The sequence below is a fragment of the Massilia sp. LMS1-1-1.1 genome, from assembly GCF_040815535.1.
Taxonomy (GTDB): Bacteria; Pseudomonadota; Gammaproteobacteria; order Burkholderiales; family Burkholderiaceae_D; genus Janthinobacterium; species Janthinobacterium aestuarii.
Genome location: NZ_JBFPNG010000023.1, coordinates 92,388 through 119,233 on the forward strand (window position 1 = coordinate 92,388; position 26,846 = coordinate 119,233).

The 26,846-nt window shown below is 63.9% G+C and carries 22 protein-coding genes; 6 read left to right on the forward strand and 16 right to left on the reverse strand.

Annotated features, from left to right (window positions below; genetic code table 11):
• Positions 1-62 precede the first annotated feature (62 nt).
• Positions 63-299 carry a hypothetical protein gene (locus MRBLMS1_RS15400; RefSeq protein WP_072457088.1) on the reverse strand — a complete coding sequence of 79 codons (237 nt, stop codon included), beginning with the start codon at positions 297-299 and terminating at the stop codon, positions 63-65.
• 211 nt (positions 300-510) lie between these two features.
• On the opposite strand from MRBLMS1_RS15400, the gene MRBLMS1_RS15405 reads away from it, so the two are divergent.
• Positions 511-885, forward strand: coding sequence for a hypothetical protein (locus MRBLMS1_RS15405; RefSeq protein ID WP_051991406.1), 375 nt, complete (start codon positions 511-513; stop codon positions 883-885).
• Here MRBLMS1_RS15405 and MRBLMS1_RS15410 read toward each other — a convergent pair whose 3' ends face one another.
• On the reverse strand, positions 886-3,924 hold the full coding sequence (locus MRBLMS1_RS15410; RefSeq protein WP_485880224.1) for a sensor domain-containing diguanylate cyclase: 3,039 nt from the start codon (positions 3,922-3,924) through the stop codon (positions 886-888).
• 220 nt (positions 3,925-4,144) lie between these two features.
• Between MRBLMS1_RS15410 and MRBLMS1_RS15415 the strand changes: the two genes are divergently transcribed.
• Entirely contained in the window at positions 4,145-4,864 is a 720-nt protein-coding gene (locus tag MRBLMS1_RS15415; protein WP_485880226.1) for a helix-turn-helix domain-containing protein, read from the forward strand.
• On the opposite strand, the gene MRBLMS1_RS15420 is transcribed toward MRBLMS1_RS15415, so the two are convergent.
• A complete protein-coding gene (locus MRBLMS1_RS15420; RefSeq protein WP_485880228.1) occupies positions 4,848-5,765 on the reverse strand; it encodes a sterol desaturase family protein in 918 nt (305 codons plus the stop codon). The two genes, MRBLMS1_RS15415 and MRBLMS1_RS15420, sit on opposite strands and share 17 nt — an antisense overlap.
• A gap of 77 nt (positions 5,766-5,842) precedes the next feature.
• Positions 5,843-6,556, reverse strand: coding sequence for a 7-cyano-7-deazaguanine synthase QueC (gene queC, locus MRBLMS1_RS15425; protein WP_230516679.1), 714 nt, complete (start codon positions 6,554-6,556; stop codon positions 5,843-5,845).
• 220 nt (positions 6,557-6,776) lie between these two features.
• Here queC and MRBLMS1_RS15430 point away from each other — a divergent pair, with 220 nt between their 5' ends.
• Positions 6,777-8,675 carry an autotransporter assembly complex protein TamA gene (locus tag MRBLMS1_RS15430; protein WP_139092591.1) on the forward strand — a complete coding sequence of 633 codons (1,899 nt, stop codon included), beginning with the start codon at positions 6,777-6,779 and terminating at the stop codon, positions 8,673-8,675.
• Between the two features lie 8 nt (positions 8,676-8,683).
• The gene (locus tag MRBLMS1_RS15435; RefSeq protein WP_485880230.1) at positions 8,684-13,099 is read left to right on the forward strand and encodes a translocation/assembly module TamB domain-containing protein; all 4,416 of its coding nucleotides are present in this window, start codon (positions 8,684-8,686) and stop codon (positions 13,097-13,099) included.
• Positions 13,100-13,258: 159 nt separating this feature from the next.
• Here MRBLMS1_RS15435 and MRBLMS1_RS15440 read toward each other — a convergent pair whose 3' ends face one another.
• Both MRBLMS1_RS15440 and MRBLMS1_RS15445 read right to left on the reverse strand, forming a co-directional pair.
• Positions 13,259-13,498 (reverse strand): hypothetical protein, encoded by a 240-nt coding sequence (locus MRBLMS1_RS15440; RefSeq protein ID WP_034753464.1) that lies wholly within the window; start codon positions 13,496-13,498, stop codon positions 13,259-13,261.
• Between the two features lie 24 nt (positions 13,499-13,522).
• Entirely contained in the window at positions 13,523-13,675 is a 153-nt protein-coding gene (locus MRBLMS1_RS15445; RefSeq protein ID WP_181877959.1) for a hypothetical protein, read from the reverse strand.
• Positions 13,676-13,896: 221 nt separating this feature from the next.
• Between MRBLMS1_RS15445 and MRBLMS1_RS15450 the strand changes: the two genes are divergently transcribed.
• Positions 13,897-14,415 (forward strand): CcdC protein domain-containing protein, encoded by a 519-nt coding sequence (locus MRBLMS1_RS15450; protein WP_485880233.1) that lies wholly within the window; start codon positions 13,897-13,899, stop codon positions 14,413-14,415.
• 10 nt (positions 14,416-14,425) lie between these two features.
• Here MRBLMS1_RS15450 and MRBLMS1_RS15455 read toward each other — a convergent pair whose 3' ends face one another.
• The 8 genes from MRBLMS1_RS15455 to MRBLMS1_RS15490 form a co-directional block, all read right to left on the reverse strand.
• A complete protein-coding gene (locus MRBLMS1_RS15455) occupies positions 14,426-15,241 on the reverse strand; it encodes a hypothetical protein (RefSeq protein ID WP_485880235.1) in 816 nt (271 codons plus the stop codon).
• Positions 15,242-15,327: 86 nt separating this feature from the next.
• Complete coding sequence (locus tag MRBLMS1_RS15460) at positions 15,328-15,906, reverse strand: nucleotidyltransferase family protein (RefSeq protein WP_485880237.1); 579 nt, start codon at positions 15,904-15,906, stop codon at positions 15,328-15,330.
• A gap of 2 nt (positions 15,907-15,908) precedes the next feature.
• Complete coding sequence (locus tag MRBLMS1_RS15465; protein WP_070305422.1) at positions 15,909-16,913, reverse strand: DUF4424 family protein; 1,005 nt, start codon at positions 16,911-16,913, stop codon at positions 15,909-15,911.
• Positions 16,913-19,744 (reverse strand): ATP-binding protein, encoded by a 2,832-nt coding sequence (locus MRBLMS1_RS15470; protein WP_485880239.1) that lies wholly within the window; start codon positions 19,742-19,744, stop codon positions 16,913-16,915. Before MRBLMS1_RS15470 ends, MRBLMS1_RS15465 begins: the two co-directional genes overlap by 1 nt.
• Positions 19,745-19,752: 8 nt before the next feature.
• Positions 19,753-20,487, reverse strand: a complete 735-nt coding sequence (locus MRBLMS1_RS15475; protein ID WP_034753458.1) for a hypothetical protein — start codon at positions 20,485-20,487, stop codon at positions 19,753-19,755.
• Positions 20,480-21,850 (reverse strand): hypothetical protein, encoded by a 1,371-nt coding sequence (locus MRBLMS1_RS15480; protein ID WP_128141393.1) that lies wholly within the window; start codon positions 21,848-21,850, stop codon positions 20,480-20,482. Before MRBLMS1_RS15480 ends, MRBLMS1_RS15475 begins: the two co-directional genes overlap by 8 nt.
• 204 nt (positions 21,851-22,054) lie before the next feature.
• A complete protein-coding gene (locus MRBLMS1_RS15485; protein WP_139092169.1) occupies positions 22,055-22,819 on the reverse strand; it encodes a DUF3108 domain-containing protein in 765 nt (254 codons plus the stop codon).
• Positions 22,820-23,938 carry a DUF3108 domain-containing protein gene (locus tag MRBLMS1_RS15490; RefSeq protein ID WP_485880242.1) on the reverse strand — a complete coding sequence of 373 codons (1,119 nt, stop codon included), beginning with the start codon at positions 23,936-23,938 and terminating at the stop codon, positions 22,820-22,822.
• Between the two features lie 149 nt (positions 23,939-24,087).
• Between MRBLMS1_RS15490 and MRBLMS1_RS15495 the strand changes: the two genes are divergently transcribed.
• Positions 24,088-24,807 carry a PhaM family polyhydroxyalkanoate granule multifunctional regulatory protein gene (locus MRBLMS1_RS15495; protein WP_485880244.1) on the forward strand — a complete coding sequence of 240 codons (720 nt, stop codon included), beginning with the start codon at positions 24,088-24,090 and terminating at the stop codon, positions 24,805-24,807.
• Between the two features lie 21 nt (positions 24,808-24,828).
• Here the strand turns inward: MRBLMS1_RS15495 and MRBLMS1_RS15500 are convergent, their stop codons facing one another.
• Together MRBLMS1_RS15500 and MRBLMS1_RS15505 are read right to left on the reverse strand one after the other, a co-directional pair.
• Entirely contained in the window at positions 24,829-25,125 is a 297-nt protein-coding gene (locus MRBLMS1_RS15500; protein WP_223279079.1) for a hypothetical protein, read from the reverse strand.
• A complete protein-coding gene (locus MRBLMS1_RS15505; RefSeq protein WP_319992222.1) occupies positions 25,109-26,839 on the reverse strand; it encodes a response regulator in 1,731 nt (576 codons plus the stop codon). The genes MRBLMS1_RS15500 and MRBLMS1_RS15505 overlap by 17 nt, the downstream gene beginning before the upstream one ends.
• Positions 26,840-26,846 lie beyond the last annotated feature (7 nt).

A 26,846-nucleotide genomic window follows, 5' to 3' on the forward strand; every position in this document is an offset into this window, starting at 1 on the left:
CGCGTTCCCGGCGGCATGGGTGAACGTTTAACACTTCCGTCCGGCATCTTCCCAGGCGACTGTCAGCACATGGACATGGCAGGCCGGTTGGGCCAGGTCAGCGGCGGGCCCGGCGGCACCCAGCGCGGGTCGATGGCCGGCAGCGGCGCATGGTAATTAAACGGATTGATGATGATCGGCGGTATCGCCGATGGCGCACCGACGGGCTCGGCGCAGGACTGCGTGGCGCTACGCTGGCGCGTGATTCGATGGTCAGGGGGGGATAGCGATTGATCCCCGGTATCTGCAAACAAAAGCATGTTGCCCTCCTTGCGAGAGTGAGGTATTCAGTATAGGACGGCTTGCGCACATTACAAGAAAAGAAATCTTGCTCCAGATCAGCGTTTTCTGGCCTCCAGCGCCTTCCATACCGTGAAAATGACGGCCTGTCGCACGCCGCTGGCGGCAAACCGGGCGCGCCCCTACAGTGTGACCATGCAATACCCGATCACCCACACTGCGAGGCCTACCATGAAAAAACTGCTCACCTTCGTCCTCATCGTCATGCTCGCCTGCCTGTTCCTCGACAAGGTCGGCGGCAGCGACATGCACATGCAGTTCAACGGCGACGATGTCGACGGTCCGCTCGAGTGGCTGTTCGGCCTCGTGTTTGCCGGCGGCGGCTTGCTGATCGCCGCCATTGCGGTGGTGTGCGCCGCCATCGTGGCGGGCGTGGTGCTGGCCGGCGTGAGCGTGGTGCTGATCGCCGCCGTGGCCCTGTGCGTCGTGCTGGCGCTCGCGCTGAGCACGCCCGTGCTGCTGCCGCTGCTGATACCCGTCGCCATCGTCTGGCTGATCGTCAGCCGCAACCGCAAGCAGACGCAAGCGCGTCAGCACAGCCTGTAATCACTGCGCCATGAACTTGCTGAGCACGCCGTCGCCGCCGCCATCATTCTGTTCGATGCGGTTGCGCCCGCCCCGCTTGGCCCGGTACAGCGCCTCGTCGGCGCGCGCCAGCACGGCGTCGCAATCGGCATCGGTACCGGCCATGGCGGCCATGCCGATGCTCACCGTGATGGTGATCACCGTGCCGCCATCGATGGTCAGCGAACTTTCCGCCACGCGCCGACGCAGCCGTTCGGCAAACACGGCGGCGGCGCCCAGATCCGTGCCCGGCAGCAAGATGGCAAATTCCTCGCCGCCCACGCGGCCCGGCACGTCGACCTTGCGCAGCGCCTGGCACATCAGCGCCCCCAGGTGGCGCAGCACGGCATCGCCGACGGCATGGCCATACTCGTCGTTGACGCGCTTGAAGTGATCGATGTCGAGCATCAGCACGCTGGCGGAGCTGGCCAGTTCGCGCTGCAAGCGGGCATGCTCGTTTTCCAGCGACGCCATGAAGTGGCGCCGGTTCGGCAAGCCGGTCAGGAAATCCGTGGTGGCCAGCTGCAGCAGTTCCGCGTTCATGCGCTTGCGCTCGGTGATGTCGAGCGAAGACACCATGACGAAATCGAGGCTATCCGCATGGCCAGGCATCACCAGCAAGCTCAATTCATTTTGCCGCGCCGCGCCATCGAGACGCACGAAGCTGCTCTCGCACTCGTACAGGTGGGCGCCGCCAGCCAGCGCCAGCAGCGCATCGCCGAAACGGGGCAAGGCGCTGTCGTCGAAATTCTGCGCCAGGCTCAGCGCGCCGCGGCGCTGGTCGTCCTCGTTGGCCCGCACTTGCGCCAGCGCGGCGCCGTTCGCGTCGATGATGCGCACCAGCCCCGCCAGCCGCCGCAGCACATCCGGATTGGCCTGGAAGTGGGCGCCCAGGTCGCGTACGCCCGCTTGCTCGATAGCATCGAGCGCGGCGCGCACAGCCGACCAGTCCTGTTCCCACAAGGCCACGGGCGCATGGTCGTACAGGCTGCGGAAACGCGCTTCGCCGGCGCGCAGGGCCAGCGCCACCTGCGCCTGCTCGATGGCCATGCCGGCCAGGTGCGCCGCCTCGCTCAGCCGCGCCAGATGGGCCGCGCCCGGCAGGGTCGGCTGGCGGTGATACGCCATCAGCACACCGAGCAGCTTGCCCGAGCCGCCACGCACGGGTTCGGCCCAGCACGATTGCAGCTGGGCCCGGCACGCCAGTTCCATCGTTTCCTGCGCAGCGGCATGCAAGTCGCCGACGATCACGCGCTGGCCGTCGCGCACGGCTTGCGCGGCGATGCCGTGCACGCCCTGCAGAGTGTCGAGGTCATGGCCATGGCTGGACAGGTTGAAAAACGCGGGCAAGCTCGGCGCCGCGCCCAGCACCAGGCGGTGGCGGCTTTCATCGAGCAGCAAGATGCTGCACAGCATGGCGGGATGGTCGGCTTGCACGCTCAGCACCACGCTTTCCAGCACCCGTTCCAGCGGCGCGCCCGTGGCCAGCATTTCCAGCACTTGCCGCCGCGTATGCTCGCGCCGTTCCATCTGGCTGCGCTCGCTGATATCGCGGAAAGTCCACAAGCGCGCCTGCTCATTGCCCAACTGCATGCTGCGCACATATTGTTCGACCACCCGTCCATCGCGCAGGTGCAGCACGTCGCGCCGCTCGCGGTGGCCGTGCGGCGCGTGGGTGCGTGCTCCGAGGAAAGGCGCCGCCTGCTCGAGCTGGCTTTCCACGTGGCGCACGAGCGCCGTGCCATCGGCTTGCCAGTCGAGCGCGTCGGGTACTTGCCACAGGTCGCGGAAGCGCCGGTTCGACGTGAAGATGCGGCCGTTGATATTGTCGACCAGAATGCCGTCGATGGTCGAATCGAGGATGCTGCGCAGCATGGCCTGGCTGCGCTGCGCCGCCTCGGCCATCGCCAGCACGCTCGCCTGCCCCTGCTCCAGCTGGCCGGTCAGCTCGCTCGAGCGCGCCAGCGCCGCCTGGGCGCGGGCACGGCCCGCCGCCAGCAGCCAGGCGGCCAGCGCCAGCACGATGCTGGCCAGCACACCGGTCCAGGCCACCAGACGGGGCCGCGCCAGCAGCTCGCCATCGAAACCCGGCATGGCGCGCACGCGCAAGGTCCAGGGGCGGCCGGCGATGGTGATCACTTGCCGCGACACGAGGCTGTCCGACGCGGCAGAGGAAAAGCCGCCCGGCAAGCTGTCATACATCAGGGCCGCCTCGGCCAGTTGCGCGCCGTCATAGATTTCCAGGTCCAGCTGGCGCGCCGCCTCACCGCCCACGCCCGCCATCAGGTCACCCATGCGGAACGGCGCAAACACCCAGGCGCGCAAGGCGGCGCGCCGCTGTTCCACAGTGCCATGCGGCACACCATTCTCGTAAACGGGCAGCACGACGAGGAAGCCATGCGCCTGGGCGCTGCCGCTATCTTGCACCAGGTGAATCTTGCCCGTCATGGCGGCCCGCCCCGTATCGCGCGCCTGCTCGAGCGCGGCGCGGCGCACGGGTTCGGACCAGAGGTCATAGCCGAAGGCCAGCAGGTTGCTGTCGCTTAAAGGTTCCAGATAGGTGATGGGCGCATGCCAGGCGCGCTGGCCGTGCGGACGCACGGCATAACCGGGATAGCCTTCCGCGCGCACGCTGGCCTCGTGCCGCGCCAGGGCGGCGCCGGGCAACAGCGGCAGGAAGCCGATGCCGTGGATGCCGGGAAAGTGACGGTCCACCTGCTGCACCGACAGATAGGCATGGAATTCGCGGCGCGTGACTTCCTGCGAACTGGCATACAGTCCCTGCACCCCGTGCAGCACCTGGATATAGGTCTGCATGCGGCCGGCGATGTTGCCCACCAGTTCGCGCACGCGGAAATCGAAATCGGCCTGCACCTGCTGTTCGCTGGCATCATGGGCGTTGCGCCAGGCGCCGTAGGTCAACCCCAGACACAGCGCCAGCACCAGCGCGGCCAACGCGCGCGGTCCCACCCAGTGCGACACTGGCTTGGCAAACCACGACGAAGACGCGCGTGTAGACATGACAGGCTGACAGGACGGACATCAAACCATTTCACGGCCAGCAACAGGGCTGGCAGCGGGCTGTACAACTACCATCGGTAGTCGATGAGAATGATAGTACGTTACAGCGGGCGCCCTTGCAATGCTGAATATTGTATTAAAAAGAGTACATATTTCGTGAACGCAATGATGTGTACTCCAGGAAAATTCGATGCCATGATAACCATCGCCCGACACTGGTATGATCGCCCCGCAATCCATCACCGAGGAGCCGCGTTTGCAACAAGATAGCTGGCAGGGAACACTCTGGCTGGCGCCGGACTTCGCCATCTTGCATGGCGCAGCGGGCGCCACGGACAGTCACGCCCATTATGCGCACCAGCTGATGCTGAGCACGGGAGCGCCCTTCACGGCCGAGCTCGACGGCATCGTCCACACGGCGCGGCACTTGCTCGTCGACAGCCTGCGCCCGCACGCCATCATCACCGCGCCGGACCCCATGCTGACCATCTATGCGGAGCCGCAGCGCCTGGGTGGCGCGGCCCTGCTGGCGGCGGCCGGCAACGCCGGCGTACCCAGCCTCGACAGCCTGGCCGCCGCGCTGCAGGCGCAGCCGCGCGAGCGCTTGCCCGATCCCCGCCTGCTGCGGGCGCTGGACAAGGTCGATGCGCTATTGTCCGGCAAGGTCAGCGCGGCGGAAGTGGCCGAGGCCGCGCATTTGTCGCTGAGCCAGCTGGAACGCCTGTTCAGCGCCCAGCTGGGCTTGCCCGTGCGGCGCCTGGTGCTGTGGCGCCGCCTGCGCCTGGCCATCCGTTTCATCTTGCTCGGCAGTACCCTGACGCAGGCGGCCCACGGCGCCGGCTTTGCCGATGCCGCGCATTTTTCGCGCACCATGCGCAGCCTGTTCGGGGTGCGCGCCGACCGCAGCTTGCGCCAGCTCGACGTCAAGCTGCTCGATTGACGGCACGATTGAGCGCCTGCTGCAAGCCGGCCGGCAGCTCGGGCGCACGTATGCCCTCTTCCGAGCGGAACGGTTCCAGCAGCTGCGGTCCATAAGCAACGGGATAATCGGGACGGCTACCGATGCCCAGGTCCTCGCCCCGCATGCGGTAGCCGGGCGCGTCGAACGCCGTGCCCAGCAGACGGTCCCAGCACGTAAAGAACAGGCCGAAATTCACGTCGCCGGCCGTGCCATACTTCATGTGGTGAAAACGGTGCAAGGGCGCCCAGGCGAACACGTGGCGCAGCGGCCCCATGCGCATGTCGACATTCGCGTGCTGCAGCAACAGCTGGATCGCCACGGCAAACGCCAGCACGGCCATGACCTTCTCCGGTATGCCCAGCAACAGCAAGGGCAGCATGCCGCCCGCCGCTTCGAGCAGCAGATGCAGCGGATGTTTCATCCAGCCATTAAAACCGTACATGCGCTGCACGCTGTGGTGCACGGCATGCAGTTTCCACAGAAAATAATAGCGGTGGCTCAGGTAATGCACGAGCGTGATGCCGCAATCGGCAATCAGGATCGCCAGCAGCAGCTGCGCCCAGAACGGCAACTGGACTGGCCAGAATGGGCCCAGCGCCAAATGCCCGGCCAGCAGGGGAAAGGCCGCCAGGCCCAGCAGGTAGAGCGCTTCATTGACGAGCGCGTGCAGCGTATCGCGCCAGCCGTCGCCGTGACCGTCGTTCCACGCGCCGTCATACGGCAGATAGCGTTCGGCAAGAAAGGAAGTGAGCAGGGCCAGCAGCAGCAAGGGCGGCAAGACCCACAGAGAATAGTGGCACGCCGCGATCAGGCAAGCGGCGGCGCCGATGAAGCCGGCCCAGAACACGGGGCCGTACAGCGCGGCAAAGAGGGATTTCATGGCAAGACGCTCCTGTGGCAAAAACCACAGCATGGCTGCTTCCCCTGCCGCGCCGCTTGAAGAAACGGCGCAACCTGTTACTTCAGGGCTTTTCTCGCGGCATATTGCTGGTAGCCATTCGCGCGCAGGGCGCAGGCAGGGCAAGTGCCGCAGCCATAGCCCCAGTCGTGCAACTGGCCCCGCTCACCCAGGTAGCACGTATGCGTGCCGCTGCGGATCAGGTCGACCAGCGGCTGCCCGCCCAGGTCTTCCGCCAGGTCCCAGCTTTGCGCCTTGTCCAGCCACATCAGCGGCGTTTCCAGCTTCAAGCGCGTGTCCATGCCCAAGTTCAGGGCCACTTGCAGCGCCTTCATCGTGTCATCGCGGCAATCCGGATAGCCGGAGAAATCCGTCTCGCACATGCCACCCACTAACACCGTCAAACCGCGGCGGTAGGCCACGGTGGCGGCCACGGTCATGAACAGCAAGTTGCGTCCAGGAACAAAAGTATTCGGCAAGCCGTTTTCCTGCATGACGATCTCGACGTTCTGCGTCATGGCCGTATCGGAAATGGCGGAAATGAGCGACAGGTCGATCATGTGATCCTGGCCCAGGCGGCTGTCCCACTCGGGCGACTGCTGGCGCATCTGTTCCAGCACGCCTGGACGCACGGTCAGTTCGATCGCGTGGCGCTGGCCATAATCAAAGCCGATGGTTTCGACGCGGCTATAGTGCTTGAGGGCCCAGGCCAGGCAGGTGGTGGAATCTTGTCCACCGCTAAAGAGCACCAGTGCGGAGTCCGTTGCTAGCATAATTTCTTTCTTTTCAGTTTTATTCTGTTCGAGTGCGCGGGAAAACATGATTCCCTGCGCAAAAAATACTTATTCGTCCGCCATCAGTTTACCTATTCCGGTAACATGCAGTCAGCATTTACTTATCTGGAGCACCATGTTTTCTGCACGACCCATACGGCATACGGCTGCCGGCAAGGCGATACGACCACGAATTTTGGCACAAGTAGTGGCAAAAGTAATGGGTCAACTGACACTGGCGGCCGCCGGCGGTGCCATATTGCTGTTTCCTGCCGCCCATGCTGCCGCACAAGAGGCCACGCAAGATGCTGCTCCAGAGAGCGCCAGCGCCACGGAAGCGGCGCCTGCCCCGCTGCAGTACGAGGTCAAGGTCAACGCGCCCGGCGACCTCGATGAGTTGCTCGAAAAAAACCTGGACCTGGAACGCTTCCGCGGCAACCCGCGCATGGACCGCGAGCAATTGCGCCGCCTCGTGCGCGCTACGCCCGAGGAAGCCAAAAACCTCATCGCCACGGCCGGCTACTATACGCCCGTCGTCACGGTACGCGTCGATACGACGGGCGCCAAACCCGTCGTCATCGTCGACGTCGACCCGGGCCAGCCCGCGACCATCGACAAGGTCGAGCTGGAATTGCGCGGCTTCGATCCCACGCCGCCGCTGGCCGCCAGCGAGCCTTACGATACGGAAGCCCTGAAGCGCAGCTGGGCCCTGAAGACGGGCAGCGTGTTTCGCCAGTCCGACTGGGAAGCGGCCAAGCGCGCGCTGCTGCGCGAAGTGGTGCAGACGCGCTACCCGCGCGCCCAGCTGGTCGATACGCAAGCCGTGGTCGACCCGGAAACGCACAAGGTCTCCTTGCTGGTAGTGCTCGACAGCGGCCCCGAGCTGCGCTTTGGCGAACTGCGCATCGAAGGCTTGAAGCGCTACGATGCCAGCATCATCCGCAACCTCGACAAGATACGTCCGGGCGAGTACTACAGCGAATCGGCGCTGCAATCATTCCAGGCACGCCTGCAGGACACCGGTTACTTTGCCAGCGTGGAAGTGAGCGCCGACATGAGCAGCATCCTCAGCGAGCAGATCGAGGCGGGCCAGGAAAGCCAGCAAGCCGATGCCGCCGGCGCCGCGCCCGACGCCAAGCCCGCCAACCGCGGCCCCGCGCCGCAGCTACCGCTGGTCGTGCGCGTGACGGAAAACAAGCAGCAGAACGTCAGCGCCGGTCTCGGTTTCAGTACCAACACGGGTAACCGCGCCCAGCTCAACTATGACAACCTGAACGTGTGGGGCACGCGCTTCAAGAGCGCTCTCACCATGGAAACGAAGAAGCAGGCGGCGCACGCCAATTTCTACTTTCCAACGACCGAACGCGGCTACAACGACAGCGCGGGCGCCTCGTTCGAGCGCAGCGACATTTCCAACGAAATCACGGCCGTGACGACCATCTCGGCCAAGCGCAACTGGGGCGGCACCAACCTCGAGCGCAGCCTGACGTTCGAGTTCCTCAGCGAAAACAAAACCGTCGTGGGCCTGGAACAGACGCGCAGCAAGAGCTTGCCGCTGACCTATGCGATCACCAAGCGCAGCCTCGACAGCCTGCTGTTCCCCACCAAGGGCTATGTCATCAACGCCCAGGTGGGCGGCGCCCTGCTGCCCGTGCTGACGGACGAGCGCTTCGTGCGCGTGGCCGGCAAGGCCGTGTATTACCGCCCGCTCGGTGAAAAGGGCGAGCTGATCGTGCGCGGCGAAATGGGCGCGCTGGGCTCGAAGGAAAAACGCGGCGTGCCGGCCGTCTACCTGTTCCGCGCGGGCGGCGACCAGTCGGTGCGCGGCTATGCCTACCAGGAACTGGGCGTCAAAGAGGGCGACGCCACCGTCGGCGGGCGCTACATGCTCACCGGCAGCGCCGAATACCAGTACTGGTTCAAGCCGAAGTGGGCCATCGCCGCCTTCTATGACGCCGGCAACGCGGCCGACACCGTGAAAGAGGCCATGACGCCGAAATCGGGCTACGGCCTGGGCGGGCGCTACAAGAGCCCCGTCGGTCCCATCAATGTCGACGTGGCATATGGCCACGCCGTCCACGCCTATCGTTTGCACTTCTCTCTGGGATTCACTTTCTGATGTCCGATATGACTACCGAATCCCCCGGCGCCATCCCTCCGCCGCCGGCCAAAAAACCGCGCCGCTGGGTGCGCTACGTACTGATCGCCGTCGCCAGCCTGGCCGTGCTGCTGGGCGGCGCCTTCTGGTTCCTGGGCCGCGAATCGACCTTGCAGATGCTGGTGCAAAAAGTGGCCAGCGCCAGCGGTGGCGACATCGAAGTGTCGGGCGTCTCCGGCTCGCTGTACAACCGCATGCACCTGGGCCACGTCAGCTACCGCAGCAAGACGCAGCACATCACGGCCGACAATATCGACATCAACTGGTCGCCGTTCCAGTTCTTCTCGGAAGGCATTGCCATCAGCGAACTGCATGTGGCCAGCCTGTCCGTCGAAAGCACGGCGCCGTCCGAGGAACCGTCGACCATGCCCACCAGCCTGGCCGCGCCGTTCAAGATCGGCATTGCCGACGCGCGCCTGGACAAGGTGACCCTGGTCAGCCCAGGCGGCAACACGGTGTTTGAAAAAATCCATTTCACCCTGTCGGGCGACAAGTCGCAATGGCAGCTGGAAGACGCGTCTGCCCTGACGCCGTTCGGCCAGGCCACGGCCAGCGCGACGATAGCCGCCACGCAGCCATTCAAACTGTCAGGCAAGGCAGGCTTGACGCAGCTCAACCCCGCCGCCGGCGAAAAACCGGCCGCGCTCGCCTTGCAGCTGGGCGGCGACTTGAACGTGCTGAACGTCACGGCCAAGGGCAACGCGGGCGCGGCCACGGCCGACGCCCGGCTGGCGCTGGCGCCGTTCGATCCCGTCATCATCCTGCGCTCGGCCAGCATCAAAGGCCGCAACATCAATCCGGGCAAGTTTGACGCCACCTTGCCACAGGCGGACCTGAGCCTGGAACTCGATGCCACCATCGACACGCGCCCCAACGCGCAAACCGTGTCGGGCAAGCTGGCCATCCTCAACCACGCCACGCCGGGCCCCATCGACCAGCAAAAGCTGCCGCTGCGCCAGTTCGAGGCGCGCCTGGGCGGCACCCTGACGGCCACGACCCTGGAGTCGGCCATCATCGATTTCGGCAACGCGGGCAAATTCACGGGGAGCGGCAAGCTTAACCGCGACGCGGCCGACGCGCCCATCGGCAATGCGCAGCTGACCTTGCACACGGACAAGATCGACTTGCAGCACATTTACAGCAGCATCAACAGTACGAAGATCGTCGGCGACATCGTGCTCGACAGCGACGGCAAGACGCAGACCCTGCGTGCCAAACTCGGTGAAGCCAAGCTGCGCCTGGACGTGGAAGCCACCCTGGCCGACTCCTTGGTGCAACTGCGCAAGGCGACCTTGCAAGCGGGCAAAAGCAGCGTCAATGCGACGGGCCAGATCAGCCTGAAGGACGAGCAACCGTTCAAGGCCGTGGCCAGCACCAGCCGTCTCAATCCCGCCGACTTCGGCGCCTTCCCCGTAGCCGACCTGAACCTCGACGTGCGCGCGAATGGCCACGTGGCACCAACATGGCTGGCAAATGCGGACTTCACCGTGCGCGCCAGCAAGCTGCTCGACCAGCCCCTGTCCGGCAAGGGCAAGCTGACGGCCGACGCGGCCCATTTCAGCGGCATCGACGTGCAATTGGCACTGGGCAAGAACAACGTGACGGCCAAGGGCAACTTTGGCGGCGCCGGCGAAAAACTCAACTGGAACGTCGATGCGCGGCAACTTTCCGCCTTGCAGGGCGACTTGCTGGGCACGGTGCTGGCCAGCGGCGTGGTACAAGGCACCATGCAGCAGCCGCGCACGAGCTTTGTTGCCGATGCGAAGGGCCTGGGTCTCACCAGCGGCAAGCGCCCTGCGCCCGACAGCGCCATCCACGCCAGCGGCGAAGTGGGCTTGACGGGAGCCAAGCAGCAAGCGGAATTGAAAATGGCGGGGTCCCTGCAAAAGATCAACCCGGCCGCGTTTGGCGCATCGCTGCCGAACGGCAATGTCAATGCGGATTTCAACGGCAACGGCCGCCTGACGAGCGACTGGCAAGTGGCCCTCAACCTGGCCCTGCGCGAATCGACCTTGCAAAACGCGCCGCTGGCCGGCTACGCCAAGCTGTCGGCCAATGCAAAACGCATCGACAGCGTCGATACGGAATTGCGCCTGGGACCGAACAGCCTGCTGGCCAAGGGCGCGCTGGGCGGCGCCACGGACCAGCTGACGTGGAAACTCGATGCGCCGCAACTGTCGACCCTGGGCCCGCGCTTTGCCGGCGTGCTGCATGCGGCCGGCTCCGTCTCGGGCAAGATGGATGCGCCCGCAGCCCAGCTGACCCTGGATGGCAAGGACCTGACCTTCTTTGGCGACCAGCAATTGAAAGCCGTGAAAGGCAGCGCCAGCGTGGGCGCCGGCCAGGGCGCGCTCGACCCCATGGTCAGCAGCCTGGAGATCACGGGCTACAGCACGCCCACCTTCAAACTGGCCAGCGCCCGCCTGGGCACGACGGGCACGCGCGGCAGCCATACGGTGAGCCTGGCGGCGCGCAATGACGATTTCGACGCCACCGTGCAAGTGCGCGGCAGCCAGAGCGGCGCCAGCTGGACGGGCACCATCGACAGCCTGCAAAACAAGGGCCGCTATGCGCTCGTGCTGCAAGCGCCCGTGCCCGTGAAAGTGGCAGGCCCTGCCAACAGCGGCGTGGCGGGCCTGGGCCAGCCCGAGCAGATCAGCGTGGGCAACACTGTCATCAAGCTGCCGGCAGGCAGCATCACCATGCAAAGCCTCGTCAAGAACGGCCCCCGCTGGACCAGTTCCGGCCAGGCGGCCGGCGTGGCGCTGACCTACCTGGCGCAAGTGATTCCCGCGCTGCAAGCCAATGCACGCAGCGACCTGACCCTGGGCGCGCAATGGTCGCTCGACATGCAGGTGCCGACGGCCAAGCAGAAAGATCCCTCTTTGGCTGGCATGCTCCACATCTACCGCGAAAAAGGCGACGTGACGGTGGGCGTGGAACAGCCGCTGGCGCTGGGCTTGCGCACCCTCGATGCGAGAGTCGACGTGGCCAACCAGCAGCTGCGCCTGGCCGTGAAACTCGATGGCGCGCGCGCGGGCCAGAGCGACATCAATGCCACCGTGCAAATGCTGGGCGGGCGCATCAGCAACGACAGCGCCCTCTCCCTGACGGGCACCACCAATATCGATTCGCTGGCGTGGCTGGCGCCGCTGACGGGCCAGCCGGGCCTGGAACTGGGCGGCGCCCTGAAGGTGGCACTGTCCGGCAGCGGCACCATCGGCGCACCGCAATTGAATGGCGACATCAACGGCAGCAAGCTGCTGGTCAACTGGGCCGACCAGGGCTTGAAATTGCGCAATGGCGTGCTGCAAGCCAAGCTGGCCGGCGATCAACTGCAACTGCAGCGCCTGAGTTTTGACGGCGGCGATGGCAAGGTGCAGGCCGATGGCTGGGTACGCTTTGCGAATGGCGAGGCAAGCCTGGAACTGAAACTGCTGGCCGACCGCCTGCAGGCGCTGTCGCGGCCCGACCGTACCCTGGTCTTGTCGGGCAACAGCACCCTGGTGCGCAACGACAAACGCTTCAGCTTCGAGGGCAAGTTCAGGGCCAACCGCGCGCTGATCGAACTGGCGCCGCAAGACACGCCGACGCAAAGCAGCGACGTGGTGGTGCTGGGCAAGGAAGTCAAGGGCAGCAAGGAAGCGCCGTCGCTGCCCCTGAATATCGACCTCGAGTTCGACCTGGGCAATGCCTTCCACCTGCGCGGCATGGGCATCGACGCGGATCTGGCCGGCAATGTGCGCGCCAGAGTCATCAACCGCGCCGCACCGCGCGTGACGGGCAGCATCAAGGTCACCAGCGGCCAGTACGCAGCCTACGGGCAGAAGCTGTCGATCGAACGGGGCTTGATCGCCTTCACGGGCGCCTACGATAACCCGTCGCTCAATATCCTGGCCGTGCGCAAGCGTCCCGAAGGCGAAGCCTTGTCGGAAACGAACGTGGAAGCGGGCGTGGAAGTGCGCGGTACGGCGCAGGCGCCGACGGCCAAGCTGGTGTCCACGCCGAGCGTGTCGGACAGCGACAAGCTGGCCTGGCTGATCCTCGGTCACGGTGCGGAAACGGCGGCCGGCGATGAAATGGCCCTCCTGACGACGGCGGCCGGCGCCCTCTTCGGCGGCTCCGGCGGCGGTTTGCAAGGCAAGCTGGCCAATTCGCTGGGCCTTGACGAAGTGGGCCTGTCGCAGGCACAAGGGCTGGAAAGCACGGTCGTCACCGTCGGCAAGCGCCTGTCCTCGCGCGCCTACCTGACGTTCGAGCAAGGCACGAGCACGGCGACAAGCCTGGTCAAGCTCCGTTATAAACTGAACCGCCGCATCACCCTGCAATTCCAGACGGGCACGAACAATGCGCTGGACGTGTTGTATACGTGGGCGTTTGATTAGATTGGTCGTGGCCAGCGGCCCGGGTGCCAACGATGTTGTCGGATTACGCGGGGCGTTGCCCCGCTAATCCGACAACATTGTTGGCCAAGGTCTCAAACACAGCATCAACAAAAAACAAAGGGCGCCTGGGCGCCCTTTTGTTTGACTGCTGCAAACAGCTTACTCAGCCACGTCGAGCCCCCGCTCGATCATGCCTTCGACGTAGGCGCGCAGGTATTGTTCCAGTGCGGGACCGGACAGCACGTTGGCCGTCAGCGCGCCGTGCGGCGAGCCTTTCAGCACGCCGTCGTGGTACACGCGCGCAATCCAGGCCACGTCCGCGCCCTGGGTGTAATCGAGTTCATAGTCGAACGATTCTCCGCTGACTTTGCGTGTGTAGACTTCCTTGACAATTGCCATCTAAAACAGCCTTTCTTGAAGAGATTAACTGGGGTGCGGGTGCGGTACCGGATCGTCTTGGGGCACCGGGTGCACGGGCCCCGGCTGGCGCCCGGGCGCTTCTTGCGGCTCCGGCGCCGGCATGGGTTCATCGACGGGCGCCGGGTCGGGCGCGCGGTGGCTATGGATGACTGACATGGCTGGCCTCCCTGCGGGCAAAGGAAGACCATACCACGAGATGCGCGCCGCTGCCCATATTTGCCTGCCGGCCTCGCGTCCGCGGCCACAGCATGATGTAACAGGGCATAGTGCGTTCATGCCATGTAAATGTCAACCAGCAACTTTTGCTGTTTGACAAGCATCGCCGCCCGTCCCCATCTGGCTTACAATCGCTGTTTTACCCGCACCCGAATGTCTACATGGAAACCACTACCCTCGCCCTGCTGTTCCTGGTCCCGCTGCTGGTCTGGCGCATTTATTCGCGCCTGAAGAAACTGGTGGCGCGCCAGAAGTCGCAGCTGTGGCGCCACTGGAGCGTGGCCATCGCCTTTCCCGCGCTGCTGCTGTTCCTGGCGACGACGACGAAATTCGAGCTGTTGCCCCTGTCCAGCCTGGGCGCAGGCGCGCTGGCCGGCGGCTGGCTGGGCGTGCTGGGCTTGAAGCTGACGCGCTTCGAACAGGTCGGCAAAGATTTCTTCTTTACCCAGCACCGCTACCTGGGCCTGGCCGTCACGATGCTGTTCATCGCCCGTCTGCTGTACCGCGGCATGGAAATCTACCTGAACACGCGCCAGGACGTGCCCGTGCCGCCGCCGCCATTCGGCCAGAGCCCGCTGACCATGGCCGCCTACGGCCTCGTCATCGGCTACTACGCCGTGTATGCGTGGGGCCTCGTGCGCTGGCGCCAGCGCAACAAGCCCCTGCAGGCATCCGAGTAAGTCACATCGGTCAGTAGTACTGGCACAGGCCAGTACACGTCGTCACCGACAGCGCCTGGCGTATCGCCGCCAGCGCCGGCGCCAGGGCAGGATCGAGATCCTTGTCCGCATCGGCCAGACTGGTCAGCAAACGCTCGCGCAAGGGCGGCGCCATCAAATTGGCATTCGCCGCAGCGTGCTGCGCCGCCGCTTCCAGCATCCGCTTCTTTTGCGCCACGTTCCAGAACGGCACTTGCACGAACTGCACCACGTTCACAAACATGGTGCTCGATCCCTTGCTGAAGGCGCGGGCGCGCATGCGCTCTGCACTGCTCACTTCCTGCAAGGGCTGGCTGCTGAACTCCTTTTCCATCAGGCCAATCAAGTGCGCATGGCAATGCATGCCAAAGGCGAACAAGGCGGCCATTTCATCGCCGTAATCGGCCAGGTTCTGCGTCACCTGTTCCCTGCGCGCCTGCTGCAATTCGGCGCCCGACAACGGCAGCGGCCGCGTGAGGCCAAATTGGTAATAGGACTTGCCCAGATTGGTGCTCCGTTCGCACAGGGCCACGCTCTGGTTGACGTCCTGCAGCGCCGCGACGGGCGCCCGGAACAGACGCGGGCCGTCGGCGATATGGGCAAACAGCTGCGCCACGCCAGGGTCGCCCAAGCGCGGCAAGCCGCTTTGCGGCGTGGCATTGGCCATCAGCGCTTCCAGCTGGCCGCTTGCTTGCTGGAAATCGCTGTAGCTGTCGGCCCAGGCGGCGGGTGCCACGAGGGCGGAGGAAAGGCAGAACAAACGGCCGAGGCGGCGCAGCGGCATGGAAATGGACAGGGACAGGGACATGAGATCAGGAAAACACTATTGGATAGCTGCCAATTATAGGCAATCTGTATCCACAGTGCATTTAATTGCTTTTACGCCAGTATTTCTTAAGCGATGATGGTGACGCGCGGCCAGCGCACCGCATAATTTTTGCTGGCCAGGCGCTGCGCATAGCCGTCTTCGCTGATGCGCGCGGGGTTGCGCCGCACCACCATGGCGAACAGGTCATCGAGGCCATGCGGCGCGATGATGCCGATCTCGCCGTCAGGCTGCAGATAGATGCCAACCGAAGTGGCAAACTCGGGCCAGGAAGCGATGGCGTCGTCGAGCGACAACAGCGGTGGCACGGCGTAGCCAAAGTAATCTTCAAACCACAGGTGCACCCGGGCCTGGTTGCACACTTCCCACGGCACACCGGGCAGCACCGTTTCCAGGCGCTGGCGCAACTGCGTTTCACTTTCCCGATGCACATCGTGCGCATCAAAATACGCCACGTCGATGTCGCTCAATGCCGATGGTTGCGCATAGCCGTACAAGGCGTCCCACACGAGGTTGCGCACGGCGCCGGCACCGATGCAGCAGTGCGGCAAGCCCAGCTGCGCCACGGCGCGCAGGGCTTGCATGCACCACGGCGTGGCGCGGGCGATGGCGCGCAGGCGCGCGGCCAGCGCTTCCTGCGTGCTCATTCCTATGGCCGGATCCGTGGCGCCACGCCGTCGTGGTCGCCCGCGCTTTCGACATTGCCGAAGTACACGTCGAGATCCTGCTTTGGATGGAAGTTGCGCAGCTTGACTTGCAAGGTGGTGGGGTTGATTTTCGTGAACGTGCCGGGGAAGCACAGGCTGACCAGTTCGTCCGGCTTGCCCTTGATCAGGTTCAAGGTAAAGTCTTCGATGCCATTCTTCCACGTGTTACCGGTCGTCAAAATGTACGATACCCACACGGCATTGACGAAGCCGCTTTCGCCCTGCTTGGCCGCCAGGCGGTTCCACGTCTTGTAGAAGGCCTTGTCGCCGCAGTATTTCTTTTCAAATGTATCGCCATCGCCCAGGTAGGACGCGCCCGGACCGGCCGCGACGAACGGCGCATATTGATGGCGCACGCGCACGACTTTGCCGGCGGGGAATTTCTGCTGCCACAGATAGATGACTTTGACGGTCCAGGCCGGTACCCATTCCTCGTCATACAGCTGGGCCAGCAAGCCTTCGCGTATCATGATCTTGCTCTGCGCGGCCGTCAGCGGCGCCACCTTCTTGTCGAACGGCGTGTGCGAAGGGAAATACGCGATCTGCGCATCGGACAGGCCCAGCTGGCGCAAGCGGGCCGTCACGTCGGCGCTATCGAGCTTGGCGACGAAGGTCGTTTGATAGTCCTTGCGCTTGCCATCGACGTCGACGGTGAACTGCTGCGGCTGGCCGTAATACGTGGGCGAGCCATGGTAGCCGGCCGAGTATTCGGGCAGCGGGAAGAAGATCGTCTCTTCCACATCCTTGGCGGACTCATTGAGGAATTCATACTCGACCTTGATCAAGTCCGTGCTCACGCTGAGCACTTCCTTTTTCATGGCCACGGCATCCGTCTTGCCGAACAGGATGCCGCCCGCGCTCACGGAACCGATGCCATCGTTGGCCACGGCTGGCGCCGAGCACGCCAGCGCCAGTACGGCAGATGCCAGCAAAGTGCGTACAAGCATCACGCCACCTTGCCCGGCGCGGGTTCGACCCGGCGCTGCAGCACGAAAATCGGTTGCGCCCATTGGGTATCCTTTTTCTTCTTGCTGGTGATCAAAGTGAGCTCCGACGGATCGTAGACGTCCGTGTTGTGCGTCAATGGCGTCGTCATCAGGTATTGCGCTTCCGTGTTCTTCAGGAACTCGCCGACCAGCTGAATGTTGCGGATATCCAAATGGGCAAACGGTTCGTCGATGAAGACGAAGCCGCCGGAACCGTCTTCCGATTTCAGCAGGCCGATCAACAACACCAGCGACTTCATCACCTGCTGGCCGCCCGACGCTTCGCCATCGTTCATGCCGATGACGCCCTTGCCATCGAACTTGAAGCGCACGTGCAAGCCCGCCTGCGACAGTTGCACGTCGTCGTTTTCCAGGCGCACGGGGTCGGCATGGACTTCGATGCCGGCCAGTTCGCCCAGCTCCTTGATGTTCTTGCTGTAGGTCTTGATGGTGTAGCGCAAGCGCTCCATGTAGGCGCCGCGGGCATTGCCCGTCGCTTCGATGGCGCGGTTGTTCTGGTAGCGGCGCTCGTCCGTTTCCGACTGGCGGCCATGCAGCTGGTCCGACAGGCGGTGGTGCTGGTCAATGACGGTCGCGTCCAGTTCCCAGTCGTCGCGCGCCAGGCTGTTTTGCAGGCTGGCCACGCGCAGATCGACCTGGTGCGCATTCTGGTGCTCGGCCACGAGGGCTGCGCGACGTGCGGGACGGCGCCAGCTTTTCGGCAAGTGGCGCCACGCATGGCGCAGAGCCAGCAAGGCGCGCGCATGCTCGGCGCGCTGTTCAATCTGCTTCTTGTAGCCGAGGCGTGAACCGGCTTCCGCTTCCGACAAGGCCAGGCGCGCGTTTTGCCAGACCGTATCGGCACGCGTGCGCGCGACGGTGGCGTTCTTCGTCAGGTTTTGCAACTCGCCCAGGCGGCCGCCCACTTCCAGGCGCTCTTCCTTGAGCGGCTTGGAATTGCGCAGCGCTTCGGCGAATTCTTCCTGGCGTGCACTGAGTTCCTTGGCCGCGTCGACGCCGGCGATGCGCGCCTTCAAGGCGCCCACTTCGGCCGCCAGCTTCGAGATCGCCAAGGTGAGCGTGTCTTCCTGGCCTTCCAGGCCTGGCAAGGAGCGCAGCAGCGCTTCCAGACGGCCGCTGCGGCCAGCCTGGCCGAAGCGGTAGCGCGATGCTTCGACGAATAGCGAGCGTCCGCCGCGGCGTTCGCGGTGGTAGGCCTCGGGCGTGATCCACTCTTCGTGGTTGCCCAGCTTGAAACCGGCTTCGACGGAATCGACGCGCGAAATGCGCGACAGCTGCTCGATCAGCCAGCTGGGCACGGGCGCGGAAAATTTCACCACAGCCAGCAAGCTCTCATCCTTCGCCACGGGCGCCGTGACCAGGTCGGGCACGATGAAGTGGCGGTAGCGTTCCTTCTCGGCCAGACGGTAAGCGGCGGCCGCATCCTTGGCCTTGTCGAGCAAGACAACCGAGGCGTAACCGCCCAGCACGCCTTCGACGGCGCCCTGCCAGCGGCTGTCCGTCACTTCGACGATGTCCGACAGCATCGCGTGGGGAATGCCCGCGTCGCGCAGCGCGCGGCGCATGCCGCGCACATTGTCCGGCTCCGGCATGGCCGTCTTGCCTTGCAGCGCAGCAATCGTCGCCTGTTCGCCCGCGATGCGGGCCGACAAGGCGTCGCGCTGCTGGCGCTGGCGCAGCAGTTCCGCTTCCTTCTGTTCCAGCTGGGCCGCCACTTCGGCGATGTCGCTGCCCGAGTCCGCCGCCAGCTTCTGCAGGCGGTCCTTCTGTTCCAGCAGGCTGTCCAGCGGTTTCAGCTTGGCATTGATCAGTGACAAGCGGCTCTGCAGGCCGATCGATTCCTGCTCCAGCAAGGTCTCGTTCATCTGCGCGTCGGACAGCGCCTTCGCTTGCGCGGCCAGCGCATTGCGTTTATCCGTCAGCTGCTGGTCCGCCTGCGCCATCGGCTTGCGCGCATCGCGCAATTGCCGGCTGGCGATGGCCGCTTTTTCGCGCGCCTCGTGGTATTGCAGGCTGGGCAGCACTTCTTCCAGCAGGTTGCGGCGCTCTTTATGCAGCCCTTCCCACTGGTGGTAATTGGCCACGCGCAGGCGCAAGCCTTCCAGGTTGGTTTTCGACGCTTCCAGTTCCGTCTCGAAGCGTTTCAGCTCCACTTCCGTGTCGCGCTGGTGGCGCTTGGCTTCGTCGTAGGCGTCCAGCACTTCCTTGTCGCCAAACACCTGGAAGACCAGATCGAGCAGCTGGCGTGGCGCATATTCGCACAATTTGTCCGTCTCGCCCTGCTCCAGCGCCAGCACTTTCGACATGGCTGGCGACAGGCCCGCGTTGGCCAGGCGCTTGCGGTAGTTTTCCACGCCGAGCCAATCGTTGGCATCCGTGATGTCTTCGATCTGCACATTGCCCGGACGCATCAGATACTGGCGCTTCCAGTCGCCGCCATTTTTCTGGATCTGGCAAAACAGGGTCACTTCATCGTCGCTGAAGAAGCCGGAACTGCGGAATGGCCGGTTCGACAGCTGCTTGCCCACGTTCTTGTTGTCGACCACCGCGCGCAGCCAGGCCGTCTGCTGGCCCGAGTGGCGCGCATAGTGCTTGTACGTGCGCCCCATCGAACAGTCGAGGCCGAACAGGGTGCGCAAGGCGTCAAGCAAGGTGGTCTTGCCCGATCCGTTCTGCCCCGCGATGGTGATGATCTTCGCGTCGAGCGGGATATTCTTGATGCGCTGCCAGTAATCCCAGTGCACCAGTTCAAGTGATTTGATATGAAACATGGGCGCTTTCAGTGAGGAAGGTCGGACGCGGGCTCGTCGCCAGCATCAGGCAGGTCGCCGATGTCGGCGGACAAATCAGCGGACAAGTCAGCATCGAGGTCGACGGCCACCAGGCGCGCCGGCGCCCGCTTGAATACGTCGGCCAGGGCGCCGTTGATGATGCGCTCTTTCAACACGTCCGTGTCCATCATCAGGTCCAGCAGCGGACCTTCCAGGATGAAATCGCCGCGCCGTTCGATGAAGCCCAGCTTGGCCAGGGTACCCAGGTTCATGTCCATGCGCGTCTTCTTGCCCAGCTTGTCGCCGAAGTCGGACAGCAGCGCCTTGTAGGAAATGCCGATCGACGCGTCTTCCGCGCGCGGCAGCGGCTTTTCCGTGCCGAACATATCGTTCTGGTCATCGTCCGCGTGCTGGTGCGTTTCCTGGCGTTCACGCTTGGGCAGGATGATCTGCGCCCACAGCACCACCAGCAAGGCCACGCCATCGCGCGCCAAACCGAAGTTATTGTTTTGCCACACGTCGCGCGCGCCGAAAATCTTCGGCTCGATGGTGCGCGTCAGGGCCAAAGTCACGTGGTCGGCATACACGTTGTCGAGCAGCTTCAAGCCGCAGGCCAGCAGTCGCGCATCGATCTCGGCGCGGAACAGCTCGTCGGACAGCACGCGTTTGACGAGCTTGTCGTCGCGGCGCAGGGTTTGATGCGTGAGCAGGCGCGCAATCAGGATTTGGGAATCGTCATTCATCGGCGGTGCCGCTATCTAAATCAAGTGAAACATTCAGTGAAAGCGAGGCGATCGACATGGCCGCCACGTGGGGGTCGGTCAGTTGGACCATCTCGTCGGTCGGTGTAAAGGTAATCGGCAGGCGGGCCAGTTCGGCCGTCGAGCCTTGCAAGCTCGCTTCGGAGACGTCGCCCAGCAGCGGCAGCATCGAGGCGCGGTACGACGCGACAGCAAAGCTGGCCGGCAGCAAGGAATCCTGCACGGGCACCGATTTCGGCCCCTCTTCGCCGATGCTGGGGAAATTGCCCAGACTGGCGAAGTTCGACAGGCGGTCCAACAGGTCATCGAGTTCAAGCTGCATGGCGGGTCCGTCGCTGATGGTGGTGGGCGCATCCTCTCCGCTGGGCAGGCCCGTGTTGGTAATGCCTGCCGCCCGTTCGGACAGCAGTTCCGTTTCGGCAACGTCGATCATCTCGGCTGGCGTGGAGAACAGCGGCACGACGGGCTGATCGATGGCGCCTTCGGCCAGGCTGGCCAGGTCTTCGTGCAGCAAGAGCCAGCGCTTGATGTCGGTGGTCGACAGGCCAGACTGGCCCAGGTGCACGCGCTGGCGCTCGATCTGGTTCAGCGCGCGCGAAAACATGCCTTGCATGTTGAGCAATTTGCTTTGCGCGCGGCCGATCGCCTGCGCCGCCTTGTGCGTGGCGCTGTCCGCGTTTTCGTCGGACGTGATGGCCACGAGAATCTCGGAACCCTTCTCGACCCAGTCGCACGCCATGTTCCACTTCGCTTGCGCCGTGCGCAGCCGGAATTCGGAACCGGACGCGATGGCGTCGGAGAACTCCTCCGTCAAGTCCACCAGGCGTCCCAGCAAATGCTGGAGTTGTTCAACCGACACGCCGCCGACGGCTTGCGCACCGGCCACCTGCGACAGCAGAAAGCCCATTTCCGCTTCGTCTTCCGTCTGGCCCAGGCCCAGCAAGCTGTCGATGGCCGACAGCACGTTGCGCGCCATCGGCGTGACGCGGTACACGCCCTGCTGCGCATCCCAGGCCAGCAACTGGTTCGAGCGCAGGCGCAGCAAGACCGTTTCCAGGCTTTCCGGCAACAGATAGGCCAGTTTCGTATTGATATCGGCGCGCGTATAGGCGGACGTGGCCGCATCGGACGCGAGTTCGCGCAACACGAGCAGACGCACCAGCACGCCATCGAAACCGCCGTGAAACAGGGCCGTAAACACTTGCAGCAGGGGCTGCGCCCGCTTCAAGTGAAAAACTTGCTCAATTTCATCGGCCGAAATATTGGGCTGGAAATGCGCCTGCAAGGAATCGTGATGCTCTTGCTCTGTCTGATTTGCATCCGTAGCCACGGCTGCACTTGCCATTATATCAATCATTCTTTTCCGGATGAGTGTTCAGCGGGCGGCGCAGCGGGCTAACGCAGCGCTGCGGGGCGGGGGCGTCAGTATATCAGTTCTGACATGCAATTTGACTGATGGCCAGCGGCGGAAATCCGGGGTCAGACCCGGCGGGTCTGACCCCAGCACTTGCTTTGGGGCAACAAAATCGAATGCAACAAGCGTGGAAACCTACTTCTGCACGACCTTTTGCAAGGTTTGCTCCACGTAATCACCGTCTTCATCGGCGAACGTCACCTTCACGGGATACCATTCCAGCGACGGCGCCAGCCACAGGTCCACTTGCTGGCCTTTCTTGTCCGGCGGCGGCGCCTTGGTCAGGTGCACGGCCTCCACCAGACCCTGGCCTGTGGCGACGGTCTCCTGCTTGACGACCTTGAAGGTCCATGGCTCGGCGTCGCGGCGGCCGGCAACGAAAAAGCTCCATTCCGAACCGGGCGTAAATTTCTCGGGCGTGGCGCGCGCGATGCTGACCAGTTGCCAGACGGTGCTGTTGCGGTCCTGCTCGCCGCCTTTCAGCGGATAGCTGTCATCGCCTTCGCTGAAGACGATGGTTTTGCTGTCGCGCTTGAAGGTGGTCGTGGCCGCTTCCTTCCGGAAACGTTTTTCCACGAACTGGGCCGGTGCCAGGCCGAAATCGTCGATCGCGCCTTCGCTGCGCTGCTCGAGGATCTTGCCGAACAGGGCGGCCTTGGTTTCGGCCAGCAGCGAGTACTTGCCATCGCCGGCGCGCCAGTTGCTGACCGATTCGCCGGACAGCGCAATGCCGCGCTGCCTGGCCTTGATCGAATACACGAGGTCGGCCGACGGCGCCAGCTTGTACGGGCGCTTGATGACGGGGTGGTCCACGGGCTCGTCCGCCGCCATGGCGGGGCTCAGGGTGGCGGCCAGCAGACTGGCGATCAGAACGCGTTTCAAATTTATCAAAGTAGTCATCTATTTTCCTGTAGCGTCATTGACGCGAATTTGGGTCACGGTTTGCGTGGTCAGCGCCCCGTTCGCTTCGGTATTGCGTATTTGTACCGGATACCATTGCATGGACGGCGCCAGCCAGATATCGAGCTGCGACGAATACGTGCCGGGCTTCGGTGGCCGGCGCAAATGCCAGGTCACCAGGCGGCCCATCTTGGTCTCCAGTTCTTCCTCGCCCACCAGCTGGAAACGGAAGACGGTCGCTTCCTTTTCCTCGCCGACGAGGATATCGATATTGCCCGCCAGCTGGTTGACGTCCGCGCGGCCGATGGCGGCCAGCTGGAATGGCACGGTGGCCTTGTCTTGCGTCCCCTCCTGCCATGGCACTGTGGCCGTCGTGGCAGAAAACGTGATGGCCTTGGCGTCGCGGTTGAAATGCGTGGCCGTTTGTGCGCGGCCCTTGCGTTTTTCCGTGGCCGTGACGGGCACGATGCCGCCGTCATCAATCAGGCCCTCGCTGGTCAGCACCAGCAGATTGATGCGCGTGATCAGCATGCTCAAGCCCACTTCCAGTTTCAGCTGGTACGTGTCGCCGCGGTTGTCCCACGCCATGGCGGCCACGCCCTGCCACTTGGTGCCGTCCGCATCGCGCCGGTCCACGTGCAGGTCGAACTGGGCCGAGGCAGGCGCATTCGTCTTGTAGCGCCGCGCCTGCTCGACGGGCGGTGGTGGCGGCGCGCTGGCCGGCACGGGCGCGGCCGCCACAGCCGGTGCCGGCGCCGTGATGACCGGGGCAGCCACGGCGGCAGGCTCGGTCGTGGCCGGTCCTTCCGGCACGTCGCTGGCGGGCGCAGTCAACTGCGGCGCTTCGCTCGACGGCAGTTCCGTCGGTGGCGGCGGCGGTGGCGGCAAGCGGGGCTCGGGCAAGGGCTGCAGCTTCGGCGGCGGCGGCGCCACCGGCACGGGTTTGGGTGGCTCGGCGATCAGCGCCATGCTGACCACCTGCGCATGATCCTGCCCCAGCGGCACCATGCTGGCACGCGAGGTGAGCCATTCCAGCGCCACGTAGTGCAATGCGCCGATGATCGCGACAAAAATGACGGTGCGGCGGCGCGGTGGTGAAAAGAAGGAGTCAGGCATCATAGGCCGTAGTGTACCGCCTTACCCTCACTTCCTGCTTCTTGCCCGTGCTCAACTCCTACTGTTTTATGTAAGAAAATGTTGGCGGCTTTGCGTCAGTAGCAAGCTGATATCTGCTACGCTAGGCACATCCACCTACCAGGAGATTTCGCATGGCAAACCCGCAAATGCCCCAAATGCCGGGCGCAGCAGTTGTGACCGACACCCTCGACTTCGTCAAGAACCTGTGGGGCAGCATGAGCGTGCCCGGCATGGGCGTGCCCGGCATCACGGCGCCCACCATGTCGGTGGAAGAGCTGGACAAGAAAATCAATGACTTGAAAGCCGTCGAAGCCTGGCTGAACCTCAATACCAGCATGCTGCGCGGCAGTATCCAGGCATTGGAAGTGCAGCGCGGCACCATCGCCACCCTGAAATCGATGGGTGCTTCCCTGGCGGCGGCCATCACCCAGCCCGGCGCCAGCGAGAAATCCGTGTTTGAATCGGTGCCCTACGCTTCCGCGTTTTTCCAGCAAGCGGCACCAGCTGCGGCGCCAGCGCCTGAACCGAAACCGGCGCCTGCACCTGCACCCGCGCCGGAACCGGCCGCAGCAGCGCCCAACGATGCCGGCAGCCAGGCGGCAGCCCAGCTGGCCAATCCAAGTGCCTGGTGGAATTTGTTACAAGATCAGTTCAAGCAGGCCGTGTCGACAGCGATGTCGCCCGATGCTGCCAGTTTTGGCGGTGGAGCGGCTGGAGCGGCGGCCAAGCCGGCGGCCGGCAAATCCGCCAAGCCGGCAGAAGCAGGCACGGCAGCCAAGGCCAAGGCCCCGCTGCGCAAGGCGCCGGCAAAGCGCGCGGCACCCAAGTCGAAAGCACCAGGCAAGGCCTGATGTTTCAAGCTGGCGATATGATCAGGCGATACGATGAATGCGGATCGCCTCGATCTGATTGTCGGCTTGGCGTTTTACGTCACCGATCGTGATCAGGCCTTCGTCGGCCAGCGCCTTGGCGTGCTCGTACGAAGACTGGAATGTTTCCAGCGTGTCTCCCTTGGCGGCGACCGGGCGTACCCAGGCAACGGCGCCGACTTTCATTTTTTTGTATACTTCATTGACCACATCACGCATAGTTTCTTCCTTATTGTTGTAGAGCAACTCAAGCGCAGGCGAACCCACGCTGGCCCCTAGTTTATCATCCGGCACGCTCACGCACGACTTTTCCCCCTTTTTCCGGCACCGGCGGCGCTTTTTCCGCTACCACGACGGCCTCTTCCGGCCCGGGCGGCGGCGTCAGCTGCACCAGTTGCTCCATCAATTGCGCGAAGCGCTGCTGGCCTGGTGCAATTTTGTCCACATACAACAACACTTCCATGGCTTCGGCCGCCAATTCCGCCTGGTAGCCGCGCTGCTCCAGGAACGAGACGATGATTTGCGCGGAATTGAACAGGATGCGCAGGTTGTTCGGCAGCTTTTCGCGCGCCGTACGCATCCAGGCCACCGCTTCGTTGAGCTTGTCCGTCTTCCACAACAGCACGCCCTTGTTCATCAAATCCGACGCTTCCTTGCGCGAGGCGATGATCAGGCTGGTGCCTTCGTCGCCCATCTTCGCCTTGTCGAAGATCTTTTGCACCTCATCCTGCACCACCTGGTTGTCGTGGTTGTTCTTCACCACGTAGCACAGCAGGCCGGCCGGCGCATCCTTGACGCCGACGGCAAACAACAGGGTCGCCAGTTCCATGCAAATGCTTTTCTCGGGCCGCGCCGGGTCTTCGGCCAGCATGGCTTCCAGTTCATCGCCGCACTTGCGCGCGCGCCGGTAGTCGCCCGTTTCGTGGTGCACCATGCCTTCCGTGATCTTCGCGCGCAGCCCGATCTGCTCGGGCGAAAACTCGCGCTGCGCCAGCAGCAGCCATTGCAGCGCCTCCTTGGCATCCTTCTTCAAGCCGCACACGCGCGCCAGACCCAGGTAGGCATCCGGCGTCTTCATGACGGAAAACTCGCCGATAGAGATGCATTTGCGAAAAGCCTTTTCCGCCATGCTGACATTGCCGACTTTCAGGGCCGCCAGTCCCAGATTGCGCTGGCGCGGCACGGAATTGGGCGACAGGCGCGCCGCCTTTTCCAGCACCCCGCACGCTTCTTCGTGCTGGCCCATCAGCTGGTAGGCGACGGCCATCTGGTCATAGGCATCGATGTAGTACTTGTTTTCGACGATCACGCCCTGGAAGATTTGCCGCGCCGCCTCGTGCTCGCCGTTGTTCATGCGGATCTTGCCCAGGCCCGCCTTGGCCCAGCTGTAATCGCGGTCGGCCAGCACTTTTTCGTACACGGCGCGGGCCTTTTCCGGCTCGCCGCTTTTCAGCAGCAAGCTGGCCTTCATGCGCAGCAATTCCAGCTCGTGCAGCTTGTTGAGCTCGATCTGCGCGTCACACAGCTTGGCTGCGCGCAGATAATCCTTTTCCATGCAGGCCTGGTCGATTTCACGAAACACCTGCTTCTTGTGCCACACGCGGTTCAAGCGCGTCAGCAGCACGCCTTCCGTGATCGGCTTGATCAGATACGCGTCGGGCTGGTGCTCGGCCGCGCCCATCACGGACTCCACGCTTTTCTCGGCCGACACCATCAGCCATACGCTGGACGGCGCCGTCAGGTTGCGCACGCGCGTCTCTTCCAGTACTTGCTGGCCGTTCTTGCCTTCGCCCAGGTTGTAGTCGCACAGCACCACGTCGTAGCGCGTCTTGGCCAGCAGCTTCATGGCTTCGCCGCCGCTGGCCGCCTGGTCGATATGGCGCGCGCCCAGATTGCGCAACGATTCGCGCAGCAGGATGCGGATGCCGATGAAATCGTCGACCAGCAGATAATGTTTGTCGGCCCAGTCGGTGCTGCCCGCTTCGGCGGCCGTGGCGTGGCTGTCTGTCGTCATGGAGTCC